Source organism: Aquimarina sp. 2-A2 (assembly GCF_045505135.1).
Taxonomy (GTDB): Bacteria; Bacteroidota; Bacteroidia; order Flavobacteriales; family Flavobacteriaceae; genus Aquimarina; species Aquimarina intermedia.
Window position 1 is genome coordinate 134133 of sequence record NZ_JBJKFI010000002.1, and the last position, 23113, is coordinate 157245.

18 protein-coding genes and 1 pseudogene are annotated in these 23113 nt (G+C 34.5%); 15 read left to right on the forward strand and 4 right to left on the reverse strand.

Translation table 11 applies throughout. The annotated features are described in order from the left end of the window. Nucleotide 1 precedes the first annotated feature (1 nt). From ACJRPK_RS05980 to ACJRPK_RS05990, 3 genes are read left to right on the forward strand one after another with little or no spacing between them, the layout of a single operon-like run. Entirely contained in the window at nt 2-1576 is a 1575-nt protein-coding gene (locus tag ACJRPK_RS05980; RefSeq protein WP_407138962.1) for a GMC oxidoreductase, read from the forward strand. Between the two features lie 44 nt (nt 1577-1620). After that, nucleotides 1621-2847 carry an NADH:flavin oxidoreductase/NADH oxidase family protein gene (locus tag ACJRPK_RS05985; RefSeq protein WP_407138963.1) on the forward strand — a complete coding sequence of 409 codons (1227 nt, stop codon included), beginning with the start codon at nt 1621-1623 and terminating at the stop codon, nt 2845-2847. A 6-nt stretch (nt 2848-2853) separates the two neighbouring features. Then, the gene (locus ACJRPK_RS05990) at nt 2854-3456 is read left to right on the forward strand and encodes a TetR/AcrR family transcriptional regulator (protein WP_407138964.1); all 603 of its coding nucleotides are present in this window, start codon (nt 2854-2856) and stop codon (nt 3454-3456) included. A gap of 74 nt (nt 3457-3530) precedes the next feature. On the opposite strand, the gene ACJRPK_RS05995 is transcribed toward ACJRPK_RS05990, so the two are convergent. Both ACJRPK_RS05995 and ACJRPK_RS06000 read right to left on the reverse strand, forming a co-directional pair. After that, nucleotides 3531-4142: a DEAD/DEAH box helicase gene (locus tag ACJRPK_RS05995; RefSeq protein WP_407138965.1), complete on the reverse strand. Its 612-nt coding sequence runs from the start codon at nt 4140-4142 to the stop codon at nt 3531-3533. 252 nt (nt 4143-4394) lie between these two features. Beyond that, nucleotides 4395-6743, reverse strand: coding sequence for a TonB-dependent receptor domain-containing protein (locus ACJRPK_RS06000; protein ID WP_407138966.1), 2349 nt, complete (start codon nt 6741-6743; stop codon nt 4395-4397). Nucleotides 6744-6973: 230 nt separating this feature from the next. Here ACJRPK_RS06000 and ACJRPK_RS06005 point away from each other — a divergent pair, with 230 nt between their 5' ends. The 4 genes and pseudogenes from ACJRPK_RS06005 to ACJRPK_RS06020 form a co-directional block, all read left to right on the forward strand. Then, nucleotides 6974-8044 carry a sensor histidine kinase gene (locus tag ACJRPK_RS06005; protein ID WP_407138967.1) on the forward strand — a complete coding sequence of 357 codons (1071 nt, stop codon included), beginning with the start codon at nt 6974-6976 and terminating at the stop codon, nt 8042-8044. Further along, entirely contained in the window at nt 8044-8763 is a 720-nt protein-coding gene (locus ACJRPK_RS06010; RefSeq protein WP_407138968.1) for a LytR/AlgR family response regulator transcription factor, read from the forward strand. The genes ACJRPK_RS06005 and ACJRPK_RS06010 overlap by 1 nt, the downstream gene beginning before the upstream one ends. A 98-nt stretch (nt 8764-8861) precedes the next feature. Further along, a complete protein-coding gene (locus ACJRPK_RS06015) occupies nt 8862-9086 on the forward strand; it encodes a hypothetical protein (RefSeq protein ID WP_407138969.1) in 225 nt (74 codons plus the stop codon). Between the two features lie 879 nt (nt 9087-9965). After that, nucleotides 9966-10397: pseudogene (locus ACJRPK_RS06020) on the forward strand (hypothetical protein); the annotation flags it as partial. A gap of 237 nt (nt 10398-10634) precedes the next feature. On the opposite strand, the gene ACJRPK_RS06025 reads toward ACJRPK_RS06020, so the two are convergent. Further along, nucleotides 10635-11594: a hypothetical protein gene (locus ACJRPK_RS06025; RefSeq protein WP_407138970.1), complete on the reverse strand. Its 960-nt coding sequence runs from the start codon at nt 11592-11594 to the stop codon at nt 10635-10637. 380 nt (nt 11595-11974) lie between these two features. On the opposite strand from ACJRPK_RS06025, the gene ACJRPK_RS06030 reads away from it, so the two are divergent. From ACJRPK_RS06030 to ACJRPK_RS06045, 4 genes are all read left to right on the forward strand, one after another. Then, entirely contained in the window at nt 11975-13411 is a 1437-nt protein-coding gene (locus ACJRPK_RS06030) for a circularly permuted type 2 ATP-grasp protein (RefSeq protein WP_407138971.1), read from the forward strand. Nucleotides 13412-13421: 10 nt separating this feature from the next. Continuing rightward, nucleotides 13422-14381, forward strand: a complete 960-nt coding sequence (locus tag ACJRPK_RS06035; RefSeq protein WP_407138972.1) for an alpha-E domain-containing protein — start codon at nt 13422-13424, stop codon at nt 14379-14381. A gap of 67 nt (nt 14382-14448) precedes the next feature. After that, the gene (locus ACJRPK_RS06040) at nt 14449-15297 is read left to right on the forward strand and encodes a transglutaminase N-terminal domain-containing protein (protein WP_407138973.1); all 849 of its coding nucleotides are present in this window, start codon (nt 14449-14451) and stop codon (nt 15295-15297) included. Between the two features lie 44 nt (nt 15298-15341). Then, entirely contained in the window at nt 15342-16388 is a 1047-nt protein-coding gene (locus ACJRPK_RS06045) for a putative zinc-binding metallopeptidase (protein WP_407138974.1), read from the forward strand. Between the two features lie 168 nt (nt 16389-16556). Here ACJRPK_RS06045 and ACJRPK_RS06050 read toward each other — a convergent pair whose 3' ends face one another. Then, entirely contained in the window at nt 16557-17984 is a 1428-nt protein-coding gene (locus ACJRPK_RS06050; protein ID WP_407138975.1) for an RICIN domain-containing protein, read from the reverse strand. A gap of 464 nt (nt 17985-18448) precedes the next feature. Here ACJRPK_RS06050 and ACJRPK_RS06055 point away from each other — a divergent pair, with 464 nt between their 5' ends. The 4 genes from ACJRPK_RS06055 (at nt 18449) to ACJRPK_RS06070 (ending at nt 23102) form a co-directional block, all read left to right on the forward strand. Then, a complete protein-coding gene (locus ACJRPK_RS06055; protein WP_407138976.1) occupies nt 18449-19477 on the forward strand; it encodes a leishmanolysin-related zinc metalloendopeptidase in 1029 nt (342 codons plus the stop codon). 702 nt (nt 19478-20179) lie between these two features. Next, nucleotides 20180-20929 carry a sensor histidine kinase gene (locus tag ACJRPK_RS06060; protein ID WP_407138977.1) on the forward strand — a complete coding sequence of 250 codons (750 nt, stop codon included), beginning with the start codon at nt 20180-20182 and terminating at the stop codon, nt 20927-20929. Beyond that, nucleotides 20926-21681: a LytR/AlgR family response regulator transcription factor gene (locus ACJRPK_RS06065; protein WP_407138978.1), complete on the forward strand. Its 756-nt coding sequence runs from the start codon at nt 20926-20928 to the stop codon at nt 21679-21681. The genes ACJRPK_RS06060 and ACJRPK_RS06065 overlap by 4 nt, the downstream gene beginning before the upstream one ends. A 128-nt stretch (nt 21682-21809) precedes the next feature. After that, nucleotides 21810-23102 carry a M20 family metallopeptidase gene (locus tag ACJRPK_RS06070; RefSeq protein WP_407138979.1) on the forward strand — a complete coding sequence of 431 codons (1293 nt, stop codon included), beginning with the start codon at nt 21810-21812 and terminating at the stop codon, nt 23100-23102. Nucleotides 23103-23113: the final 11 nt, after the last annotated feature.

A 23113-nucleotide genomic window follows, 5' to 3' on the forward strand; every position in this document is an offset into this window, starting at 1 on the left:
TATGGCATCAGATAATACTTATGATTATGTAATTATCGGGAGTGGCTTTGGAGGATCCGTAAGTGCTTTGCGTTTAGCAGAAAAAGGTTATACTGTTTTAGTCATAGAAAAAGGAAAATGGTTTAGGGGTCAAGACTTTCCCAAAACCAATTGGAATTTAAAAAAATGGCTTTGGGAACCTAGACTAGGATTATTCGGCTTTTTTAAAATGACCTATCTAAATCATGTCAGTATTCTTTCTGGGGTAGGTGTGGGAGGTGGATCCTTGACCTATGCAAACACTCTTCCAATTCCTAAACCGGCTTTTTTCAATACCGGAAGCTGGGCGGGTCTTGACAATTGGGAAGAATCGCTAAAACCGCATTACCAAGAAGCGCTTCGTATGCTCGGAGCTACACAAAATAAAATTTTTGGACCTGCAGATGAAGCAATAAAAGACCTCGCAAAATCTATAGACAAAGAGGCTGATTTTTCCGCATCTCAAGTTGCAGTGTATTTTGGTCAACCTGGTAAAACTGTATCTGATCCATATTTTGGCGGAAAAGGCCCAGACAGAACTGGATGTATACATTGCGGAGCTTGCATGACAGGGTGTCGGTATAATGCAAAAAATACCTTGGATAAAAATTATCTGTACTTTGCACAACAACTGGGAGCAAACATTATAGCTGAATCTGAAGTGTATGATATACAGCCTATTGATAAGAAACGAGGAGCTACAGGCTATACCATTTACTATAAAAAGAGTACTGGCAAAGGTAGAAAACAGCAAATAAAAGCAAAAAATGTAATTTTTTCGGGAGGGGTGATAGGCACAGTACCCTTATTATTACAAATGAAAGCTAAAGGTTCGTTGCCTAATCTTTCAGATAAGGTAGGATGTAATATTCGTACTAATAATGAGTCTTTGTTGGTGATTACGTCTACCGAAAAAAATACGAAGGATTATACAAAAGGTATCGCCATAGGCTCCATTTTAGAAACTGATAAAAATAGCCATCTGGAACCTGTTCGCTACGGTAAAGGTTCCGGTTTCTTTAGACTGCTAACAATTCCGCTAGTGCATCACAAAAATGTACTGTTACGATTATTCGGTGTGTTCGGGGTTTTCTTAAAGCATCCGTGGCGTAGTATACAAACAGTGTTTACGCGTAACTATGGGAAGCGAACTACTGTACTACTTTTTATGCAGACCTTAGACAGTACCTTACAACTTAAACTAGGCAAGATTACCAAACTTAAAACAACCACTGAAACCGGCGAAGCACCCAGCGGATTTATTCCCGAAGCTTCCAAGCTAGCAAAAATGTATGGTGACAAAGTTAAAGGAATTCCGTACGCCAATTTCACTGATGTGTTACTGGGTACTCCGACAACAGCTCACATCTTGGGTGGAGCAGTCATGGGGAAGGATCCGGAAACAGGCGTCATCGATAAAGACAATCGAGTTTTTGGATACCATAACCTGATGGTATGTGATGGTTCTATGATTTCGGCAAACCCCGGAGTAAATCCTTCCTTGTCAATAACTGCCATTAGTGAATTAGCAATGTCCAAAATACCTTCAAAAAAATAATTATTTTTCCATTTCAAAAGACTATTTAATAATACATCATAGCTATGGCATCAACTTCATTTTCTACATCTTCATATTTAAAACAAGAACTACAATTACCTTGCGGAGCTGTTATTAAAAATCGAATTGTTAAAGCAGCTATGACCGAACGCTTGGCAAACAGGCAACAGCAGGCTACAAAAAGGCTTGAAAAACTTTATAAGCATTGGAGTAGCAATGGTGCAGGTTTATTAATTACCGGTAATATTATGGTGGACAAACGCTACAAAGAAGCCTCTGCCAATCTTGTACTGGAAAATGAAAATGCCGTATCCTCTTTATCAGAAATGGTAAGGGCTGGTACAGCGAATAATACTCATCTGTGGGCACAAATAAGTCACGCAGGAAGGCAATCTACTATATTTTCAACTTTTAAGCCAATAGCACCATCTGCAATACAACTCAAAAAATTATTTCTTTTTGCCAAGCCCAAAGCAATGACAATGGAACAAATTAATGATGTTGAAGATCGTTTTGAAAAAACTGCTGTTTTGTGTCAAAAGGCAGGCTTTACAGGTATTCAGGTACATGCCGCACATGGTTATTTAATCAATCAGTTCTTATCACCGTTAACAAACAAGCGAACTGATGAGTATGGTGGTACAATAGAAAATAGAGCACGTTTACTCATCAATATTATCAATCGTCTTCGTAAAAGACTTGGAGATTCCTTTCCTATTTCTGTGAAATTGAACAGTGCTGATTTTCAAAGGGGTGGTTTTGATGAAGATGATGCCATGTATGTGATTCGCATTTTAGAAAGACTGGGTATTGACTTGCTAGAAATATCTGGTGGAACTTATGAAAATGTTGTTTTTTTTGAAAGGCTAAAGCAGCGTGAATCCACTCGCCAACGAGAAGCATATTTTATAGACTTTGCAAAAAAAATTAAAGCTCAGACAGCGTTACCAATTATGGTAACAGGTGGTTTTAGATCACGCTCCTTTTGTGAACAGGTTTTGAAAAATATAGAGCTTGACCTAATAGGATTTGCCAGACCATTTCTGAATGAAGAGAATTTCCCCAAAAACTTTTTAAAAACCTCAGAAAGTCGTGTCAAAGATGCTACTTTCGATTTTAAAATTAAAAAGATGAAAGATTTCGCAGAAGCTGGTTTCTATGATTATCAAATACATCGATTGGCTAAAGGAAAATCTCTGAAACCGGATTATAATCCTTATAAAGCAGTAGTAAGAATGACTACAAACGAATTATTAAAAGGTTGGTTCTAAAAAATTATGGGCAGAAAGTCATTAATCAAAGAGCGCAAAGCACTTACCCCAAAAGCAGAAACCTGGGTACGAAGTCTCTTTCCTTTATTGCAAGATAGGGCATTAGAAAAAATAACGCTAGATGAATTAGCTTCAATGATGGGTAAGAGTAAAAGTACTCTATATACCTATTTTGAAACTAAAAATGAGATAATCGAAGCTACGGTATATTTTATCTTAAATGATATTGAAACCGCTATTCTCAAAGATTTCCCCGATACGGAGGATATGGAACTAGCTTATCGTTTTATGTTACTAACCATCAGCAAAAGCTTATCAGGTCTGTCTATACGATTTCTCGATGAAATCAAAGAACATTATAGCAATGTTTGGGAGATGATTACCAAATTTATAGACCGTATGCTGATTACTTTCAAAAATATTTATAAAAAAGGTATGGATAGTGGACAGTTTAATCGTTTTAATATCGATTTGATGATGGCTATGGACATGCATTTTGTAGTAGAAATTTTGACAGATACTACACGGTTCAAAAACGCAAAACTTTCCGTTAACGATTTGGTACACCAATACCTTGAACTTCGTATAAAGGCACTAGTAAAAATTTGAGAAATATCAGATCAACTTGATAAATAAACTAGATTTTTCAATACAAAAAACGAACTAATACCATTCTTAACTATTTATACAGCCACTATCTTAGCGAATTCCATAAAGCTGGATTCAAAGCGTTTTAGTTTAGGGTCTATCTTCTCTGAGTATAGTACAAACTGACATTTTTTGATACTTTGTGTTATCGAGATAAGCGCTGTATACGATGAATTTTCCACTAAAAATTCAGCATCATCAATACTGCAAATTTTTAACTGAGAGATGCTTACACCATTAAATAAAAGCAACTTTTTAAGCATTTGCGGAGTGGCAATAAGAATGTCTACACCTTCAAATATTTCTGATTTCAGTAAGTCAACGTGTTGTTGTTCATCAGCATAATAGACACGTAATGAGGTGTGTCTGCTATATTTCCTAAAAATTTCAAACATTTCTGAAGCTTTCTCAGCGTTCTCTACCAACACGATAGCTCTCGGTGCATTACCTACAGCTTCGCATTTTAATTTCTGTAAAGTAGTCAGCACAAGAGTAGTTGTTTTACCGCTCCCTTCTGGGGCCGTGCAATAAACATTTGCACCACTTTTTATAACAGGTATACTTTGAGTTTGAAAAGAAGTAGGAGTTACAATTTCTAGCGTTCTCAGCTTTTCTTTGATATCAGAATGTAATTTTTTAAAAGGCATAGAATCAATAGAGATGATATGATTGTTATGTGTATTATTTGTAAGAATCAATTAATGTTGCGCAAATATACCACCTAGAAATGAAATACGTTAGTGAATTGTTTTATCTATCTCTTTTCATTTTTTTTATTTACCCTTCAGCTGATTTATATAAACCCCAGCTGAAGGGTCTAATGTGTTCTCAATTTCTTATATATTTTGCAGATACTTTACCATCTATTTGTAAGATGCTCAACATTTTGGTTAATACCTCTAATCAGGTAAGCGATCTTTATCTTTTTTAGTTCTATTGAAGCGATAGGTCAATGTTGCTGATAATCTACGTTGTGCAGTATTTTGGACAATATCAAGCGAATAATCCTCGCCGGTAATAGATTGTTTAGTGATTCTTGAATTAAATAAATTATATGCGTTAACTGTCAGCGACATGCGGTCACTTAAAAAATCCTTACTCAAACTTAGGTTCAACCAAGCAACATCTCGAGTGTATGTCTGTCCGCTTGTTCTTGCTCCAGTATAGTTAAACGTTGTTTGTACAGAAAACTTCGTGAATTTTAAGGAAGAGTTGATTCTGGATGTCCAGGCACTATCACGTGTATTATAGTCCTTATTTTCAAATGTTCCTGTTTGATCAAAACCATACAAATTAATTTCACCCGATAAACGCCACCATTGAAAAGGGGAGTACGTACTAACTAATTCGAAACCATACCTGTTTTCTATACCCAAATTGACAGGAAGCGTACTTATAACGTTGTCTGAAGTCGCAAACGTTATCATTTCAAAAATATTAGTAGACCGCTGATAATACACAGAAGGGTTCATCGTAAACCGATTCCACCTTTGTAAAAGAGCCAGTTCAAAAGAATGCGTGTACATTGGATTTAAGTCAGGATTTCCATACCGAATGTTGTTTCTATCCGCAATCCCTCCAAAAGGGTTTAATTGCCAAAACCGAGGTCTGGTAATTCGCTTACTGTAACTTAGCTGCAAACTTTGTTTCTCTGAAAAATTATACGTTAAATGAACAGTAGGAAATAGATCGGTATACTTTTTATGGTTTTTAAAAAGATTTTTCCTATCCTTAGTTTTTGTATTAGAGTGTTCTACTCTTAACCCGATAGCGTATTCGAATTTATTATCCTTATTCCCATATTGTACATATGCTCCGTAAATCTTTTCATCATAGCGCAGTAAATTATCTAAACTATCTACGAGCAGGTTATTAGTCCAAACCTTGTAATCACTGTTGATTCGTCTTATTTCCCCTCTAACGCCCATTTCTAACTGGGAGTTTTTGAAAACTGGCATTGCATAATCTGATTGAACCAATAAATCTTTACTACTCTCAATATCTCTACTTCTTATATGTTGTTTAGCTTTTTCTGTCGGAAATATTTCTTGCTCGCTAATATTTTCGTTCTCATCGTCATTCCAAAAATCATACTGAATATTGGCGGTAAGTTTTTTGTCGGGGTTTTGAAAAGTCTTTACATAATTAACTTCTATTTGATTTGCGTTTTGAGGCTCTTCATAAGTATTTGTTGCTTTGATTGTTTTATCTAGTTCCTTATCACTAGTGAGAAAATCATAGAGATACGTCACATTTTGATTACTAATATTATTTGTTAAATAGTAACTGAAGGTTAAGGTATTATTCTCGTTGATATAATAATCACCCCCAACATACACTGTATTCAATTTATAATTTCTTTCTAATGAAACATCTTGCTCGATAAAAGATGCTGAACCTTGATCACTCAAATTAGTTTGAAAGTAGGTCATAGATCCCGGAAACCTCAAATTCCTATGACTTAAATTCGAAAATATATTAAATTTTTTAGTTTTGTAATTGAAGTTATAATTCACTCCGTAATTTTTAGGATATCCCATAGTGGCCTGAATGGAACTCCCAAAACCGCCTTTTTTATTTCGTTTTAAGACAATGTTTATAATACCGGCAGTTCCTTCAGCTCCGTATCTTGATGAAGGATTGGTAGAAATCTCTACTTTCTCGATAGTATCTGCAGGAATCTGATCTAAACCATTATTTGCGGTTAGTACAGAAGGTTTACCATTAATTAGAATTCTAACATTTGGATTTCCGCGTAAGCTGATTGCTCCAATCGCATCTACGGTAACCGATGGAACGTTATTTAAAACATCACCAACAGATCCTCCCTTAGAGATTAGATCCTCTCCAACATTAAAAATCTTTTTATCCAATTTATATTCTACAGTTGATTTTTCTGCAGTTATGGCTATAGCATCCAACTGTTCGATTGTCTCTTCTAAATATAATGTACCCAAATTGATAGATTCTTGGTACGATTGCTTGGGAAGTATCACGGTTTCATACCCCATAAATTCGAGTTGAATGGTATAATTTCCGCGTTTAGTTGTTAGATCAAAGGTTCCATCTTGATCGGTACTTGCTCCGGTAACAATGGTGTTGGACTGTAGGAGAATTATTGTGGCAAATGGTAATGGTTCTTGAGTGGATTTATCTAGAATGGTTCCTGTAATAGACAAGTTATTCAAAGATTGTGAATGCATATTTATACTTACGCCAAGCAATAAGAAAAACATAATTTTTTTCATAATTTATAGAATATAGGTGTTATAATTGAGGAGCAAATGTGTGGTATTCCATATTTTTTTTATCGGCATATAGATAAATAGCGGGTATATACAGTTATAGACCTTACTTTTTAAGATTAATAGTATTCATCTACAAAAAAGACGTTTTGATCTATGCTAAAAAGGAATTGATCGATAGTGCTTAAAAACAGGACTGGTTTCGTTACTTTTATCACCTTTAATAAAGAAATATGCGGTTTTTAAGATCCCTTTCTGAAGTCATTCAAAGCAATCGAGCTTTGCAACATATATTATTCTGGTCTGCTATTTTCTTGCTAGCGGCTTCAAGAAACATAATAGATCAAAATGAATCGCTTGATTTAGCAATGGCTAAAACGGTTAGTTTATTAATTCCGCAAATTCTAGCATCTTATTTTTTTGCATATGTTGTTATATCAATATTTATTGCCCAAAAGAAGTTTGTAATCGGAAGTATATTAGTACTCGCAAGCTCATATTTTTTTCTGGTTTTGGGTAGAGTGTTAATCGTTAAGGTAGCCGAGCCTTTATATAGAGAAGCTCCGTTTGAACAGGAAACGTTGTTTCAACTCTTTGCAGAAGTTAAATATTTACTCTTAGTTTATTCACCCACCGTATATTCGACTGTATTTATCTTTTTATTTGTTAAATACTTCATGAATTATAAAGCTATGAAACAGCATGAATTAGTGTCTCAAAGCGAAAAAGTTGCTTCAGAATTAAAAACCTTAAAATCGCAATTAAATCCTCATTTTCTCTTCAACACCTTAAATAATATTTATGTTCTGTCCATAGAAAACTCTCCGAAGGCTCCAAAATCGATTGAAAAATTATCTCAAATTCTGGATTATGTCTTATATCGCTGCAATACAAAATTTGTAGCGCTGTCCTCTGAAATTGAATTCATAAAAAACTATATAGACTTAGAGAAGCTACGCTATGATGATCGCTTACAAATCAACTTTATTAACGAGGGTAGGCAAGAAGGTGTTATTGCTCCTTTGATATTGTTATCCTTGGTCGAAAATGCTTTTAAACATGGCGCGGGAGAGGATAGTGGTTCCCCAAAAATTGACATACACCTTCAGAACTCGGAAACCACTTTTAAATTTGTAATTTCAAATTCGGTTATGCCTCAGACCAATGCGTTAGATAAAACTCCGATAGGGCTAAAAAATATAAAGAAACAGTTAGATTTGATTTATGGGAACATGTATGAACTACAAATTGATAAGCATCCCAATACATTTACTGTAACGCTAATTATAAAGTATAGTAACTAATGAAAATACGCTGTTTGATAGTTGATGATGAGCCGTTGGCTGTAAGGTTGATAGAAAAACATTGTGCGAGCATTGATGTTATAGAAGTTATAGCTACATGTAATAGCGCTATAAAAGCATTCGAAATATTGAATACCGAAGCTATAGATCTGATGTTTTTGGATATAAAGATGCCACAATTGACAGGTATTGACTTCCTCAAATCCTTAAAAAATCCACCTAAGACAATATTTACAACAGCTTACAGGGATTTTGCTGTAGAAAGTTATGATTTGGAGACAATTGACTATCTATTAAAACCTATAACTTTTGAAAGGTTTATACAGGCAATTGATAAATATACCCGTTTAAATCAAGAGATCAGGACTGAAAAACAATCTCAAGCAACCTACGATGAATTTATTATTGTAAGATCAGGAAGTAAATATCATAAAATTGTATTAGATCAGATAATCTATATTGAAAGTTTAAAAGACTATATCCAGATCCATCTGGAAAATGATAAAGTTGTTGTTTCTAAATATAAACTAGGAGCTATTGAGCAAGAATTGGCGGCTCAAAATTTTCTAAGAGTTCATAGATCATATATCATAAATACTTCAAAAATTTCCGCATTTTCTAAACATACGATCGAACTAAACAGCCAGGAAATACCTATTGGAGCGAGTTATAATACAGAAGTCGTCATCTTTTTAGAGCAAATGAAGGGACTGGCCTAATGGCTAAAAGAAATAAACTTTAATAAGAATAATACTGTTTTTGGAATTCAATTTTATGTACGAGATATTAAAATTAACTCCTGGACTATCTTAAAAAAGTGAGCCGTAATTATCGCTTATTTGATTTACGCTTTACCGAAAAGTTTGCCGTTGAAAATTTACCCAAAATATCAACTTCTCGTTTTACAATAACCCCGGCTTTAACGGTAAAGCATCAAAATGATGTTATCAACAATACTAAAAACTCCGATTACAAACCTAGTTTAGATGAACAGTATAATACACAACATGATAATTCTAATGTAAACACCAGATTGCAATGAGAGTATAAACCATTATCTTATATTTATTTGGTGACATCAAGTAATTATAATCAGCAAATGTCAAGAGAAAATTGGGGAGTAGCTTTTAAGATGATCTATCGTTTTGATTTCTAAAAATCATCCAAAAAAATTGAGAGAACAGGTGAGAGCCTACATACTAATTAAGTCCTTATTCTATCTTTGCAGAAGTTAAAAAAAACACTTAAACAAAGTATACAGATAATCAATGTTTTTTAAGAATTTAGTCATCTTCATCTACTAAATAATATGTGTCTTATCTTATTTTTTAACAGTTTAAGATATATGACATGTGAATTATTTCTTAGATAAATTGTTTAATCCTAAAACCTATAAAATGAAATCCAAAATTAGGGTTCCTCAAAAGATCCTTATTACTTTTTACCATTACACTTATAATTACTGTCTCTACATATTCACAGCAGCTTATAAATGTAACCTTACAGTATAATGGGAAAAATAAGACAATATAGACTGTACATTCATCAAAGTTACAATGCTAATAAACCTGCTCCGCTAATTTGAATAACCATGGGTATACAGACACTAGTAACATACAATATAACCAAAGTAATTCTTAACAATTAGCAGAAGACAATCATTTTATATTCGTTACACCTCAAGGCTTAGGAGGATTTTTCTCTGGATAGGTTCCTGCAGAATAGATCTGCTAAGGAAATATATCTACATTTCCTTTTTACGAGAGTTTTGAAAGTAAGTTGGAGCTTGGAGTAATTCAGTTTTACAAGAAATAATGGTGGTACACCTTCTAGTACTACTGGACCTGGTAGTGAAGTTGATGGAAATGCCTATATCTATGTGTAGGCATCAGGTAATGGGAACGGTTTTCCCAATAAACGAGCAATTCTTAATTCGCCCTGTCTAAACTTAAGTTATTTGAACGCTCCAAAACTTACGTTTAATTATCATATGTATGGTACTGCAATCAATAGTTTGATCTTAGAAGCTAAAACAGATAATGCAGGTAGCTGGACAAGCATATTTAGTAGAAATGAAGATCAAGGAAACAAATGGAATACTACAGATATCAACCTATCAGCCTATGTTGGAAATAATAATGTGCAATTGCGACTTTATGTTGTAACAGGTTCTGGTACTAATGGATGGCAGAGTGATTTCGCTATTTATGCTATTAGTATTCAAACTGGATCAAGTAATCCAAATCCAGTTTGTGAATCAATAGACTTTAATAATTTTACAATTACACCTTTTGGGACTCAGGATGCTGCAGGTGATTTTTTATTAATAGTAGGGGAGCATCCTTACCATTGACAAATAATACATGGAAGTATATTCCTATTATTTATAGTGTAACTTCAAATACAGTTATAAAATTTGAACTTAGCAGTACTTCACAAGGAGAGATTCATGGGATAGGTTTTGACGATGCTAACACTTTAACGGCTACTATTTTTTATCTATAGAGATAGAATCTACTTACATATCAAAAGTATTAAGAAAGGACTGTCAATTTTGACAGTCCTTTCTTAGCTTAGGTATTAGTAAAGTTTAAGGTATCTGGTAGCTAAACTTTCCGGTAAGCACATAATCTCCTACAGCAGTGTCACAAAAAATAAAAGAAATCTTATCTCCTGTATTCTGAATGTAAATTTCGGTATCCGTGTTGTTACTTGCTCCTTGAGGATAAAAATCAATTAATCCGTTATAATCTTCAATCGTGAGTCTCATTTCATTACTTGATTGTATAGAGAGGTTATTAAAATCATAGACTCCTTTATACGTTCCCGATAAAGGTAAGTTACCATCAATTTCGTTCAATCGTACTATGATTTTAACAATGGAGTTACTTGAAGATGCTACAAACTCAAGATTTCCTTGTCCATATATATTAGGATTGGTCAAACTTACTCGTTCTGGACGATATGGTTGATCATAATCTTTATAAATAGGTCTCAGATAATTATCAACCTCATACTCACAAGGTGCTTCTGTAGCTGTGGTAAACGATTGCTCGATTCCAAATACAACTTCGTCATTAGCATTAATTGCGTAGGCATTGAAATAATAGGTTGTGGCCGGGTTTAAATTTTCTAAAGTAGTACTATAGTCCCCGGGATCACTATTAAAAATGATATTGAATCCATTGTCTAAACTTAAATTTTCATTTACCCCCCACACAATACCTTTCCTTTCGATTTGGTTGCTATTCCCCGCAATTCCATCTCCTACAGACAAAGGCGCCAACTCTATATGAGCTGATAACTTAGCCTGATTAATTGAAATATTTTGAGCTGTATTGGTTGTTATAAATGGTAAGTAGTATATAATTTCAGCATCGGCATCAGCATCAGCATCGGCATCTGAATTGTTGTCAGAATCGTTATCGGTGTCAGTATCAGAATTGTTCTCGGTGTCAGTATCAGTTTCAATTGATAATTCATCGATTGCTGGCTCCACCGAGCATGCAGTAATTAATAGAATGAACAGAAGAGGTGTAATTTTTTTCATAAAAATTTTTAAAGAGGTTTATAAAAGATGCAACAAATTTATAGTAAAAAAATGAATTGATAAGAATTGTCAATAATCAATTAGTTACCATTTCCTAAAGTCTATCGGTTTGGAAGTTAATTACCATTATATCAAGATGTTGAAAATATTTAAAGAGTAATGTGACGGAAGATACTATTGGAGGTGAGAAACGCTTTGGTGCACGTAGATTCAAAAATTGATATATAGGTGCTGATATATTCACAGAAATTTGAATCTCATCAGAGGTAATTGAAACTAATGAGATTATCTGCCCCCAATTTTCATATTAATTACTTATATTGATAGTAATAATTAGAAGCTAAGTTCTAAAGTCTATTCACTAAAATAATCCATCTTCAATGTCGAAAATAAACTTTTCAAATTACGATACCAAAGGCTTTTATGATGAAATGTTTGACGAACAAAATCGCGTCAGACCAAATTACAAGCTTTTTATGGAGCGACTTGAAAAGATGGGGCATAAAAAATTGAATACCCTCCAGCATGCTACCGATAGAGCACAATTATCCATAGGTATGACATTTAATGTTTATAATGATGATGCGGGTTCTGAACGTATTTTGCATTTGGATATTATCCCTAGAATTATCGATAATAAAGAATGGATGCACTTAGAAAAAGGGTTGCAGCAACGTATCAAAGCGCTGAATCTTTTTATTCAAGATATATACAATGATCAAAAGGTTTTAAAGGATAAAATTATTCCAAAAGAGTTGATCTTTTCCAGTGCCTCGTATTTAAAACAACTTCAGGGGTTTGAACCTCCCAAAGATATTTGGTGTCATATTACAGGATCAGATTTGATAAAAGGAGGCGATGGACAGTACTACGTTTTAGAAGACAATTTAAGATGTCCTTCAGGGGTATCTTATATGCTTGAGAACAGAGAAATTCTTAAAAGAACGTTCCCGGAGCTTTTTGAAAAATTAAATGTAAAACCAGTATACAACTACACACACATTCTAAGAGATACATTAGAATCTTTAACCGAGGTAGAAAAACCAACCATTGTTGTATTAACACCTGGAACTTATAATTCAGCCTATTTTGAACATTCTTATTTGGCACAACAAATGGGAGCCGAGTTAGTTGAAGGTAGAGATTTGGTGGTTAAAAATGAATTTGTGTATATGATCACCACCAAAGGTTTACAACAGGTAGATGTAATCTATCGTCGTGTTGATGATGATTTTATAGACCCCTTAGTGTTTAATAAAGATTCACTATTAGGAACTCCAGGATTATTTAATGCATACCTTAAAGGGAATGTGGTTTTGGTCAATGCACCAGGAACAGGCGTTATAGATGACAAAGCGGTTTACGCTTATATTCCTAGAATTATAAAGTATTATTTGAGTGAAGATATGATCCTGCCCAATGTACAAACCTTTATTTGTGATGAAGAAAAAGATCGAAAATATGTCATTGAAAACATTCATAATTTAGTCGTAAAACAAACCGATGCTTCTGGTGGCTACGGCATGTTAATTGGTCCCAAATCTACCAAAAAAGAACAAGAAGAATTCATTTTAAAAATAAAGAATAAACCGCGCAATTATATTGCGCAACCCATGATAAACTTATCGCGTGTACCAACATTAACAGATGATACTATCGAAGGACGTCATGTAGACTTGAGACCTTACGCTTTGTATGGTGACGAAATAAAGATTATTCCTGGTGCTTTAACACGTGTAGCTCTCAAAAAAGGATCAATAGTTGTCAACTCTTCACAAGGAGGAGGCAGTAAAGACACTTGGGTTTTAAATAATTAAAAAGGAAAGCATGTTAGGAAGAGTAGCAAATACAATGTTTTGGATGAATAGGTATATAGAACGTGCCGAAAATTATGCGCGTTTTATGGATGTTAATTACAATTTATCGCTAGAGTTACCACCGGACGAATCTGAACAATGGAAACCTCTTGTAGTAACTACCGGAGATTGGGAAGTATACGAATCCCTGTATGGTAAAGTCGATAAAAATAAAGTTATTTTCTTTTTGGGTTTTGATCAAAACAATCCCAATTCAATTTATAATTGCATCTTGAATGCACGAGAAAATGCCAGAGCTATCCGTCCCGAAATCACTAAAGAAGTATGGGAACAAATTAATTATCTCTATTTTTTGGTGAAAGATGGTCTTGAAAAAAAACGCTATAACAGTAAAAACTTAAGAAGCTTTTTTAACGAAATCAAAAATGGTTGTCAACTACTCTATGGCATGTTTGATACCACTTTATCACGATCAGATGGTTGGCATTTTGGAAAACTTGGGCAAGTCATTGAGCGCGCTGATAAAACATCTAGAGTCTTGGATGTCAAGTATCATATTTTACTGTCCTCTCCCAAAGAAGTAGGTTCCTCCTTAGATTTAATACAATGGGCAGCGTTATTAAAATCGGTGAGTGCCTATGATATGTACAGAAAAAAATATGGAAAACTAACGGCACCTACGATTGCAGAGTTTTTGATTTTAGATAAAGAGTTTCCTCGCTCTATGTTAGCATGTTTAGTAAGTGCCGAAAAATCCCTTAAAAGACTTTCAGTAAGTAATGAAGGATTTAAAAATAGCGCTCAAAAACAGATCGGATTATTGAAATCTCAGCTTGAATATTCAGATATCAATGATATTATAGAAAAGGGCATGCACGAATATCTAGATAATTTTCAGCGCAAATTAAACGCTATTTCCGCCGCTATTTACGAGTCGTTTTTCTCTATCGAGAATATTAGTAACTATTAATTAAAAAACCACAATAATCGATTACTTTACACTACCATTAAAATTAGAACTGAAATAGATTTTACACATGATATTTAAAATCATTCACAGTACAGACTATATATTTGATTCGGAAGTTTTTATAGAACCTCATTATTTGAGATTCCGTCCAAGAGAAACGTCCTATCTCAAAGTAGTTGATTTTTCATTGACTCTACTTTCAAAACCTGTTGGACATCGTGTGATACAAGATGAAGATACTAATGTTGTTGATTTTTATTGGTTTGAAGGAGTAACAAAGCAGTTGTCTATTATGGCTGAAAGCACCGTAGAAACAACGCCTTATAATCCGTTTAATTTCATTTTACATCCACCGCAGTATAACCAGTTACCATTTGAATATTTAGAAGAGCAGAAAAAATTACTATTTGCTTCCTTAGAACAACACCCTATATCTCAAGCTTTAATTAGTTATGGTGCTGCCATACAAAAAGCTTCACATTTTAATACACTTTCTTATTTGACACAACTCATAAAACAGATCCATCAAGATTTTAGTGTTGAATATAGAAAAGACGGAGCTCCTTTGCTACCAGATAAAACCTTTGTGATTAAAAAAGGATCGTGTCGAGACTTGTCGTGGATGCTTATTAACTTACTCCGATATCAGGGATTTGCAGCGCGTTTTGTTAGTGGTTACTTTTATTTTGAAATGGACGAGGAAGAACCTGCCTATGAATTGCATGCATGGATAGATGTTTTTCTACCAGGCACCGGTTGGTTAGGTTTAGATCCCAGTCATGGTATTTTTACCGGTAACACTCATTTTCCTATTGCTTCAAGTGCTCATTTTGAAAATACGATGCCCGTATCCGGAGGTATTCGTGGTAGTGCGACTTCTCAGTTAATCACACAATTATCAATAGAAATACTTTAATTTTATCTTAATCATTATTTTGATTTTATGCTAGTAAAAAATATATGAAAATTTTTCAATGTGGTCATTGTCACCATGCTTTATACTTTGAAAACCATACGTGTGAAAACTGTGGACATTCCTCAGGTTATAGAGATCGAGATCGTATAATGTTGACCTTTGCTTCAATTCAAAACAATGCGCTTATTTGGGATAGAGAACAACTGGGATATAAGTATTGTAAAAATAACGCCTATGATGTATGTAACTGGTTAATCGAAAAAGACAGTCCGCAAGAGTATTGCACGGCATGTCAACTCAACAGAACCATTCCCGATTTATCTGATCAAGAAAATTTTGAAAAATGGCGAGATCTAGAAGTCGCAAAGCATCGTTTGGTGTATCAACTTCAAAAAATGGGGGTATCGCTCATAAGCAAGATGACTGATGACAATGGTTTGTGTTTTGACTTTGTTTCCAAGCAAAATGACCCTAATCTTATGACGGGTCATGCAAACGGGGTGATCACTATTTTATTAAAAGAAGCCGATTCTGTAGAAAGAGAAAGAATGCGAAAGCAATTCTTAGAGCCTTATCGCACCTTAATTGGGCATCTTAGACATGAGGTCGGACATTATTTCTGGGATCGATTAATCTTTTCCAACCCTCAAGCATTATCAACGTTTAGGACTCTTTTTGGAGATGAACGCCTCAATTATGGAGAAGCGTTACAAAACTATTATAAAACTGGTGCGCCCAATGATTGGCAACATTCCTTTATAAGTACATATGCGACCTCACATCCTTGGGAAGATTGGGCAGAGACTTGGGCGCATTATTTGCATATCATGGATATGGTAGAGACTGCCTATTTTTGTGGTGTCAATATAAAACCAAAGAGTATAGGTAAAGCTAAAAAAACAAAAGTATATTTTGATCCGTATACCGAAGCAGATTTTGACACTATTATTACTATATGCATGCCTTTATCTTTTGCAGTAAATAGTATCAATAGAGCCATGGGAGTACCCGATGTATATCCCTTTGTGATTACATCACCTGTCATTGAAAAAATGAAATTTATTCATCAATTACTTTTGCCAAAACGTTGATACCCTGAGAAAAATACTCCATTCATTATGCGTGTTTACCTTCTTAAGAAGTAGTCTACTCTTATAGATATGTACTGCGTGGCACTTGTATGGATAGCAGTCGAAGGGAATTATCAATTGCTAATAAGTGCGAATTTATCTCCTAGTACAGATAAATTTGGCTGCTTTTTAGATATCAATAGGCACGGCTGTTCCGTCTGCATCTCCTTTAATTGGTGAACTAGTATATTTATGACAACTCCCTTGCGTTTGGTTGGGCGGTGCATTACCGCAATCTATAGCGACAAAGGTATAGCTATGATTATCGCTTAAATTAATGATCTTTGGAGATCCAACCGGACATCCCGATCCTTGCCATTGACTGCTTAAAGTTCCGTGATCCTTCCAAACACCATCATTAACGGTATGATCAAGTGTCCATAAACGAACAGATTTTTTATCACTATGACAATTAGTAACAACTATTTTGCTGATGCCCACGGCTGGGATTGGGGTTGCAGGTGGTGTTTGGTCAAATGTTGGTTTTTGACATTCGCCATCGCTAAATGTCACATTTTGCGCTACCCACTTGCTGTGGCCTCTCACCTTAAAACAATGTTCTTTTGTCTTTGCCGATGTAGTACTTTTTATATTAAACGTATGGCTTGTTTTATTTGATGCCAATGCAATTGGATCATACTCCGAGCTACTACCACCATCAATTAGGATGTATTGTTTTGTTAGGTCTGAAGTATTTGAGTTGGACCATGACAATGTTCCTTTTATTTTTTGAACAAAGTGCCATTTCCATGGCTTATACCATGGTTTTTGAACATACTTTTCTTCCCACTCAAAATTAGAAAGGGTAAGATTTGTAGCTGCTTTCGGCTTCGTTTTTATAATTCTCCATTTTTGAATATCGTTTCCGGTAAAGGAGCTAAGTACCAGCGTCCCCCCGGAACTAAAATCTACAGGTTCAATCACTCTTTTATCTGTAAAGTGAGCACTCTGAATAAAATACGTATCCGCTTGACCAGCAACGGGAATAAGATTCCAGAGTTGTTTGGGTGCTTCCACTGAAGTAATCGAAAGATCATTGATCACGTTGGTAGGAGCGTTGTCATAGGTTCGTTTTGACTCGATAGAGAAAACAAAATTCTTAAATGTTTTTTTATCGCTTACCATACGATCATCGGTTGCAACCATCTCACTTGTGGGTGATACTAACAAATCAGGACTGCTAGCCCCGGAACTGGAAGGTACATTGACCTCAGTCCCCAAAACTACTAGGGGAGGTGTTTTAACAGATACGTAGAAATCGGAACTCAAACCACTGTTGTCGTATGCCATCATATAGCGTGCATCATCCCCAAAACTATCCGGAATATTTGCTGAACTAAATCGAAATAATTGTGCCCTGCCATGATTTAGCGAAAAGGGCCACACCGTGGTTCCATTTGCTTTTATATCTCCTTGCACATCCATGACAAGTCCGGTTTTGACATTTTCAATATAGACCCATCCGGAATTCCAGTTTTGTGAAAATGAGTATGTGGATGCTAAAAATAAGAATAGAAGTAGGTAGTGGGCTTTCAAGAATGCGTAATCAGTTTTCATCTTTTATTCTTTATGATTAGTAGTTGCGCAAAGAACAATCAATCGGCAAGCGGTTGCAACAGGTAAATCACTAAGTCTATAGGGGGTATTGACCCTGATATTTTTGTAATTCTTATTTATTACGTGTTAAAAGGTGAAAAACTCGACACACAAAGGAATATACCATAAAGCCAACTACTAACTGTTATCAATTCTGTAGAAGGTGGGACTGTAAAGTTTCAAAAAAAATAGTACGCCAAACTTAAATAGAGCAAAATGCGTGGTGGTTTCAATCATATATAAAGATTGAATTATTGTGTTGATTATTAAATAATTAAAAATAATTGTATTTATCTATATATTGTTTTAAATTTAACAAAGTGCTTTGTTTAATTGTTAATTTTCGAGAATAACGTATCTCGGTTTGATGTTAAGCAAAGGGTATCTTTTTTATCTATTTTTTTAACTCACACACAATTATTCTTATGAAAAACGCTTATAAAAATCCCCTTCGAGTCATTGGATTTGGAATCGTACTCAGCACCTTTTTGTTTACAGCTTGTTCCGATGAAATTTCGGAAACCGATACATTACAAGAATCTGATGCTAAAGAGCTTGAAATTAGCTTAAAAACCTATACGGATGATCCCATTATCATTAAAGATTTAGGTCCTGAAGCTTTTAAAACCACGCAGGCACCCGGTGTCGATAGAGGACGTTTCAATATAACTTTAAAGTATCTTTTGCCTCCAACAGATAGACAAATTGAAGTTTTTGAAGCTGCTGCTGCAAGATGGGAACGTATTATCATAAAAGACGTACCTTCATTTACGGGTACGCTACCTTCAGCTTTTAACGGATTTCCTCCGCTGGTCGATGAGGGGACAGTTGATGATATTATTATTGAAGTAGTATTAGCTCCTATTGACGGACCCGGTAATATTCTTGGTCAAGCAGGACCTCGATTCGTGCGTACCGATGATTTTTTGACATTGGCCGGAGTAATGTTCTTCGATGTGGCTGATCTTGACTTTTTAGAACAATTGGATTTGTTTGAAGAAGTAATTGTTCATGAAATGGGTCATGTTTTGGGTGTTGGTACGCTTTGGAACGTAGCTCCATTTGGTTTTGACAGAACTTTACGTGGAGGAACCGATAGTAATCCATATTTTTTAGGGAGAAAAGCAAATGTGTTCTGGAATGCCGAGGGAGGAACGGAAGAATTACCGATCGAAGGTGATTTTGGACCCGGTACAGCTTTGGGCCATTGGGATGAGGCTGCTCTTAATAATGAGTTGATGACAGGCTTCTTAAACCTAGGAGAAAACCCTCTCAGTAGAATTACTGCTGGCTCTATGAAGGACCTTGGCTACGGTGCGGCTTCTGTCGGAGAATCATATGATTTGCCCAGAGGAACCCCTGGAGTGGTCGCTAGCGATACAGAGCAAGGCATCGATATTGCTAGTAGAGAAGTGTTGCTCCAACCTATCGGTTTTGTAACCTCCGGAGAATAATAAGTAGGATACAAGAACTTTTTTTGAGAGCTTGTAGCTAGAATCAATTTTCTAGTTACAAGCTCTTTTCATGTTTATAGGTTAATTTGTAACATCTCTAAAAGTAAAACAATTCAAACACCGAGTACGACGTTTCAACAAAGTATGCTTTTATTTTGTTATAAATCTTAAGATATTTGAACTGCTAACCACCGCTTTCTTTTTAGTTTGTATGCCATCCTAATAATACCGTTATTAGCATTCATGCCCTATATAAAACGGTTACTTTGAAATAAGAATCAAAAGAGTGTTGTTAGCCTTTTGAAGTTTTATGTACTTTATAAGTACATTTAGATATTCCCAGTGTAAACGGGGTATACTTTTAATCAACTAACATTTATGCCATTATTCAATAAACAAAAACGTATCCATTATTTAGGGTTCAATGACAGTTGGTTTTCTGTGCTAGGTATTTTATTTCTAAGTTTCGTAACAAACTATTTATTTAACAATCCATCCGAGAGGCCGTCGATAGAACTGTTATTGATAGGCTGGTTTGCTTCCTTATTGTTTACAATTATAGATTGGTTAATTATAAGAAATATTCTGATTTTTTTACGAAAAAAATACCCGAGTTTTAAAGATGATTTAAAACGTATTTTACTTCTTCTTTTTGCCATTATCAGTGTAATACTTTTAGTCGATTTAATAGGGGGGTTTTTGATGGCAAAATTTTTTAGTCTATTGGGTTTCAATTCCAATCATTATGTAAATATAAAGGTTCTGTTGCCTATCATTCTGATTACTATCATGACCATGGCAATATATGAAGCTGTTTATTATTATGTCAGACTTAAAAAATCAATCAGAGATGAGGAGCGGACTAAACAACTAATGATACAAGCACAGTTAGACACTTTGAGAAATCAGGTGCAACCCCACTTTCTGTTCAATAGTTTAAACACCTTAAGAGATATTATTGAGCAAGATACTAAGGCAGATGCAAAGGATTTCGTTGACAATTTATCGGGTGTATATCGTTTTATTATAGAGTCTGGCGATTCCCATTTAATTACCTTAGATAAAGAGTTACAATTTGCCAAAGCCTATATAAACATTCAATCAGAAAGATTTGGAAATAACCTACAATTGGATTGGACTATTTCTGAAGATAAGCACTCACTACTGATCGTACCTATGAGTTTACAACTTTTGCTTGAAAATGCTATTAAACACAATATCGTTTCTGCAAGTAAGCCCTTGTTTATCAAAATAACAGTTACTTCCGATACCTTAGTTGTTAGTAACAGAATTAAAGTAAAATCAACCCAAACTCCGTCCACAAAAACTGGACTAAAGAATATTAAAAAACGGTATCAACTTATATCTAATAAAACACCCGTCATCAATAATAACGGAGCGTATTTTACAGTTGCTCTTCCCTTATTACAACCATTAAAAGAAAGGTCATGAATATACTAATCGTAGAAGATGAACCCCGTGCTGCCAATCAATTACAAAATTTGCTAAGCAACAGTGTTTTTGATTTTGAAATACTAACAATTATCGATTCTGTAGAAGATGCGGTTACATGGTTTCAAAAAAATACGGCGCCGGATCTAGTATTTATGGACATTCAACTGGCAGATGGTTTAAGTTTTGAAATTTTTCAAAAAATAGAGGTAACTGCCCCTATTATTTTTACTACCGCTTTTGATCAATACGCCATCGAAGCATTCAAAGTAAATAGTATTGACTATTTATTAAAACCAATTAAACAAAATGACTTAGACGCCGCCTTAGACAAGTTTTCAAAGACTAAAATAGTTTCAAATTTTATAGAACCCACTATTTTAAAAGAACTTTTGAATAGTATGCAAACCCCACAAAAACGCTCAGGAATATTAGTAAAAGAGGGGAGTGGCTTCGTACAAATTAGGATATCAGAACTTTTATATGTCTATTCACAAGATAGCATCACTTTTGGCGTGACCCATAACAAACGGTACATCATAGATGAGACGGTGGATCAATTGTATAGTTCCTTAGATACTACTAAGTTTTACAGAATTAATAGAGGTCAGATAATCTCTAAATTTTCAATTCAGAAAATAGAATCATATTTCAATCATCGCGTAAAGTTATCATTGAGAAATCCCCGTGATCAGGAATTTATTGTAAGCAGACAAAAAACAAGCGATTTTAAAGACTGGCTGAATAAGTAATACTAATATATACATAAATAGCCTGCGATGTTTCAACAAACAAAACCTACGTTTCAACGTAAAGCACTACTATTGAAAGGCAAATGAAACCATATTTGTGATGTAATTAATAACTAAAAAATTATATCATGAAATTAAAACTCATACTACTAGGCCTTTTACTTACTGTTAGAATACTTTCTTCACAATCGAATAAAAACACACATCACTACCAGCAAATAGTAGAGCAAACTAATAATATTTATGATGATCTAGTTGAGATTAGAAGAGATTTTCATTTGAATCCAGAAATTTCTAAGCAAGAGAAAAGAACTTCCAAAATAGTTGCTGAATATTTAAGAAATTTAGGTTTGGAAGTAAAAACAAATATAGGAGGAAATGGGGTAGTAGGAATTTTAGAAGGAGACAAAAAAGGTCAAAAAATTGCATGGCGAGCCGATATGGATGCTATAAAAACAGATGAACCAGATGTCGTTAGCTTTGCGTCAAAAAACAAAGGAATAAGACATATTTGTGGTCATGATATACATACAACAATTGGCTTAGGAATAGCTAACGTTCTATCCCAACAAAAAGAAAATTTGGAGGGTACCGTCTATTTTATTTTCCAACCAGCAGAAGAAACTTTCACAGGAGCAAAAGACATTATTGCAGATGGTCTTTTTGATATGATTAAGCCAGATGAAATTTATGGATTGCATATTGGGCCGGAAGCATCAGGAACCATTAATTATAAAAGTAATGAATTGTTCGCCTACACAAAAACACTTAATGTAAAATTCAAACCGAGTGCAGATAAAAAAGAATTAGAAAACTTTATGAATAGTCTATTAAAAGTTTATGTACGTAATATTTCACAAGACGGTTCTCCTTGGGATATCATAAATAAGATTTCAGATCCTACAATAGGGTTGACAAGCAAAGAAACAATTTTTAAAGATTACTTTATTTTACAAGGAGCAAGACTTCATACAAATGCAGACGAGACAGTTACTTTTTACAATGCTAGTTTCCTTGAAACTGATATAGAAAAAGTGAATAGCTTACCTCTTAAAATAAAAAAGCAACTCCTTAATTCTAAATTTAAAGACGCTTTTATCTCCATAGGATATTCAAAAGATTATGCCGGAAGCCCTATGAACAATCCTAAACTCACAAAGATTGCAGCACAAACAATTGCTAGTTTTTATAACAAAGAAATGATTAAACCACTCTACGGACAAGTTCCTTATTTTGGAGAAGATTTCATGTTCTATCAGCAAACAGTACCAGGAGTATTCTTCTTTCTAGGAGGGTCAAATGTTGAAAAAGGGCTAAGTTCTATGCCACATTCACCAAACTTTGCGGTGGACGAAAAAACAATAAAATATGGAGTACAATCTTTTGCTACTTTACTCTTAGAAAGAGCAAACCAGAAATAAGGATATAACAA

What these genes read in the sequence shown, in the direction of transcription:
- ACJRPK_RS05980 (WP_407138962.1), top strand. Translation starts at nt 2, where the DNA reads ATGGCATCAGATAATACTTATGATTATGTAATTATCGGGAGTGGCTTT.
- ACJRPK_RS05985 (WP_407138963.1), top strand. Translation starts at nt 1,621, where the DNA reads ATGGCATCAACTTCATTTTCTACATCTTCATATTTAAAACAAGAACTA.
- ACJRPK_RS05990 (WP_407138964.1), top strand. Translation starts at nt 2,854, where the DNA reads ATGGGCAGAAAGTCATTAATCAAAGAGCGCAAAGCACTTACCCCAAAA.
- ACJRPK_RS05995 (WP_407138965.1), bottom strand. Translation starts at nt 4,142, where the DNA reads ATGCCTTTTAAAAAATTACATTCTGATATCAAAGAAAAGCTGAGAACG.
- ACJRPK_RS06000 (WP_407138966.1), bottom strand. Translation starts at nt 6,743, where the DNA reads ATGAAAAAAATTATGTTTTTCTTATTGCTTGGCGTAAGTATAAATATG.
- ACJRPK_RS06005 (WP_407138967.1), top strand. Translation starts at nt 6,974, where the DNA reads ATGCGGTTTTTAAGATCCCTTTCTGAAGTCATTCAAAGCAATCGAGCT.
- ACJRPK_RS06010 (WP_407138968.1), top strand. Translation starts at nt 8,044, where the DNA reads ATGAAAATACGCTGTTTGATAGTTGATGATGAGCCGTTGGCTGTAAGG.
- ACJRPK_RS06025 (WP_407138970.1), bottom strand. Translation starts at nt 11,594, where the DNA reads ATGAAAAAAATTACACCTCTTCTGTTCATTCTATTAATTACTGCATGC.
- ACJRPK_RS06030 (WP_407138971.1), top strand. Translation starts at nt 11,975, where the DNA reads ATGTCGAAAATAAACTTTTCAAATTACGATACCAAAGGCTTTTATGAT.
- ACJRPK_RS06035 (WP_407138972.1), top strand. Translation starts at nt 13,422, where the DNA reads ATGTTAGGAAGAGTAGCAAATACAATGTTTTGGATGAATAGGTATATA.
- ACJRPK_RS06040 (WP_407138973.1), top strand. Translation starts at nt 14,449, where the DNA reads ATGATATTTAAAATCATTCACAGTACAGACTATATATTTGATTCGGAA.
- ACJRPK_RS06045 (WP_407138974.1), top strand. Translation starts at nt 15,342, where the DNA reads ATGAAAATTTTTCAATGTGGTCATTGTCACCATGCTTTATACTTTGAA.
- ACJRPK_RS06050 (WP_407138975.1), bottom strand. Translation starts at nt 17,984, where the DNA reads ATGAAAACTGATTACGCATTCTTGAAAGCCCACTACCTACTTCTATTC.
- ACJRPK_RS06055 (WP_407138976.1), top strand. Translation starts at nt 18,449, where the DNA reads ATGAAAAACGCTTATAAAAATCCCCTTCGAGTCATTGGATTTGGAATC.
- ACJRPK_RS06060 (WP_407138977.1), top strand. Translation starts at nt 20,180, where the DNA reads ATGGCAAAATTTTTTAGTCTATTGGGTTTCAATTCCAATCATTATGTA.
- ACJRPK_RS06065 (WP_407138978.1), top strand. Translation starts at nt 20,926, where the DNA reads ATGAATATACTAATCGTAGAAGATGAACCCCGTGCTGCCAATCAATTA.
- ACJRPK_RS06070 (WP_407138979.1), top strand. Translation starts at nt 21,810, where the DNA reads ATGAAATTAAAACTCATACTACTAGGCCTTTTACTTACTGTTAGAATA.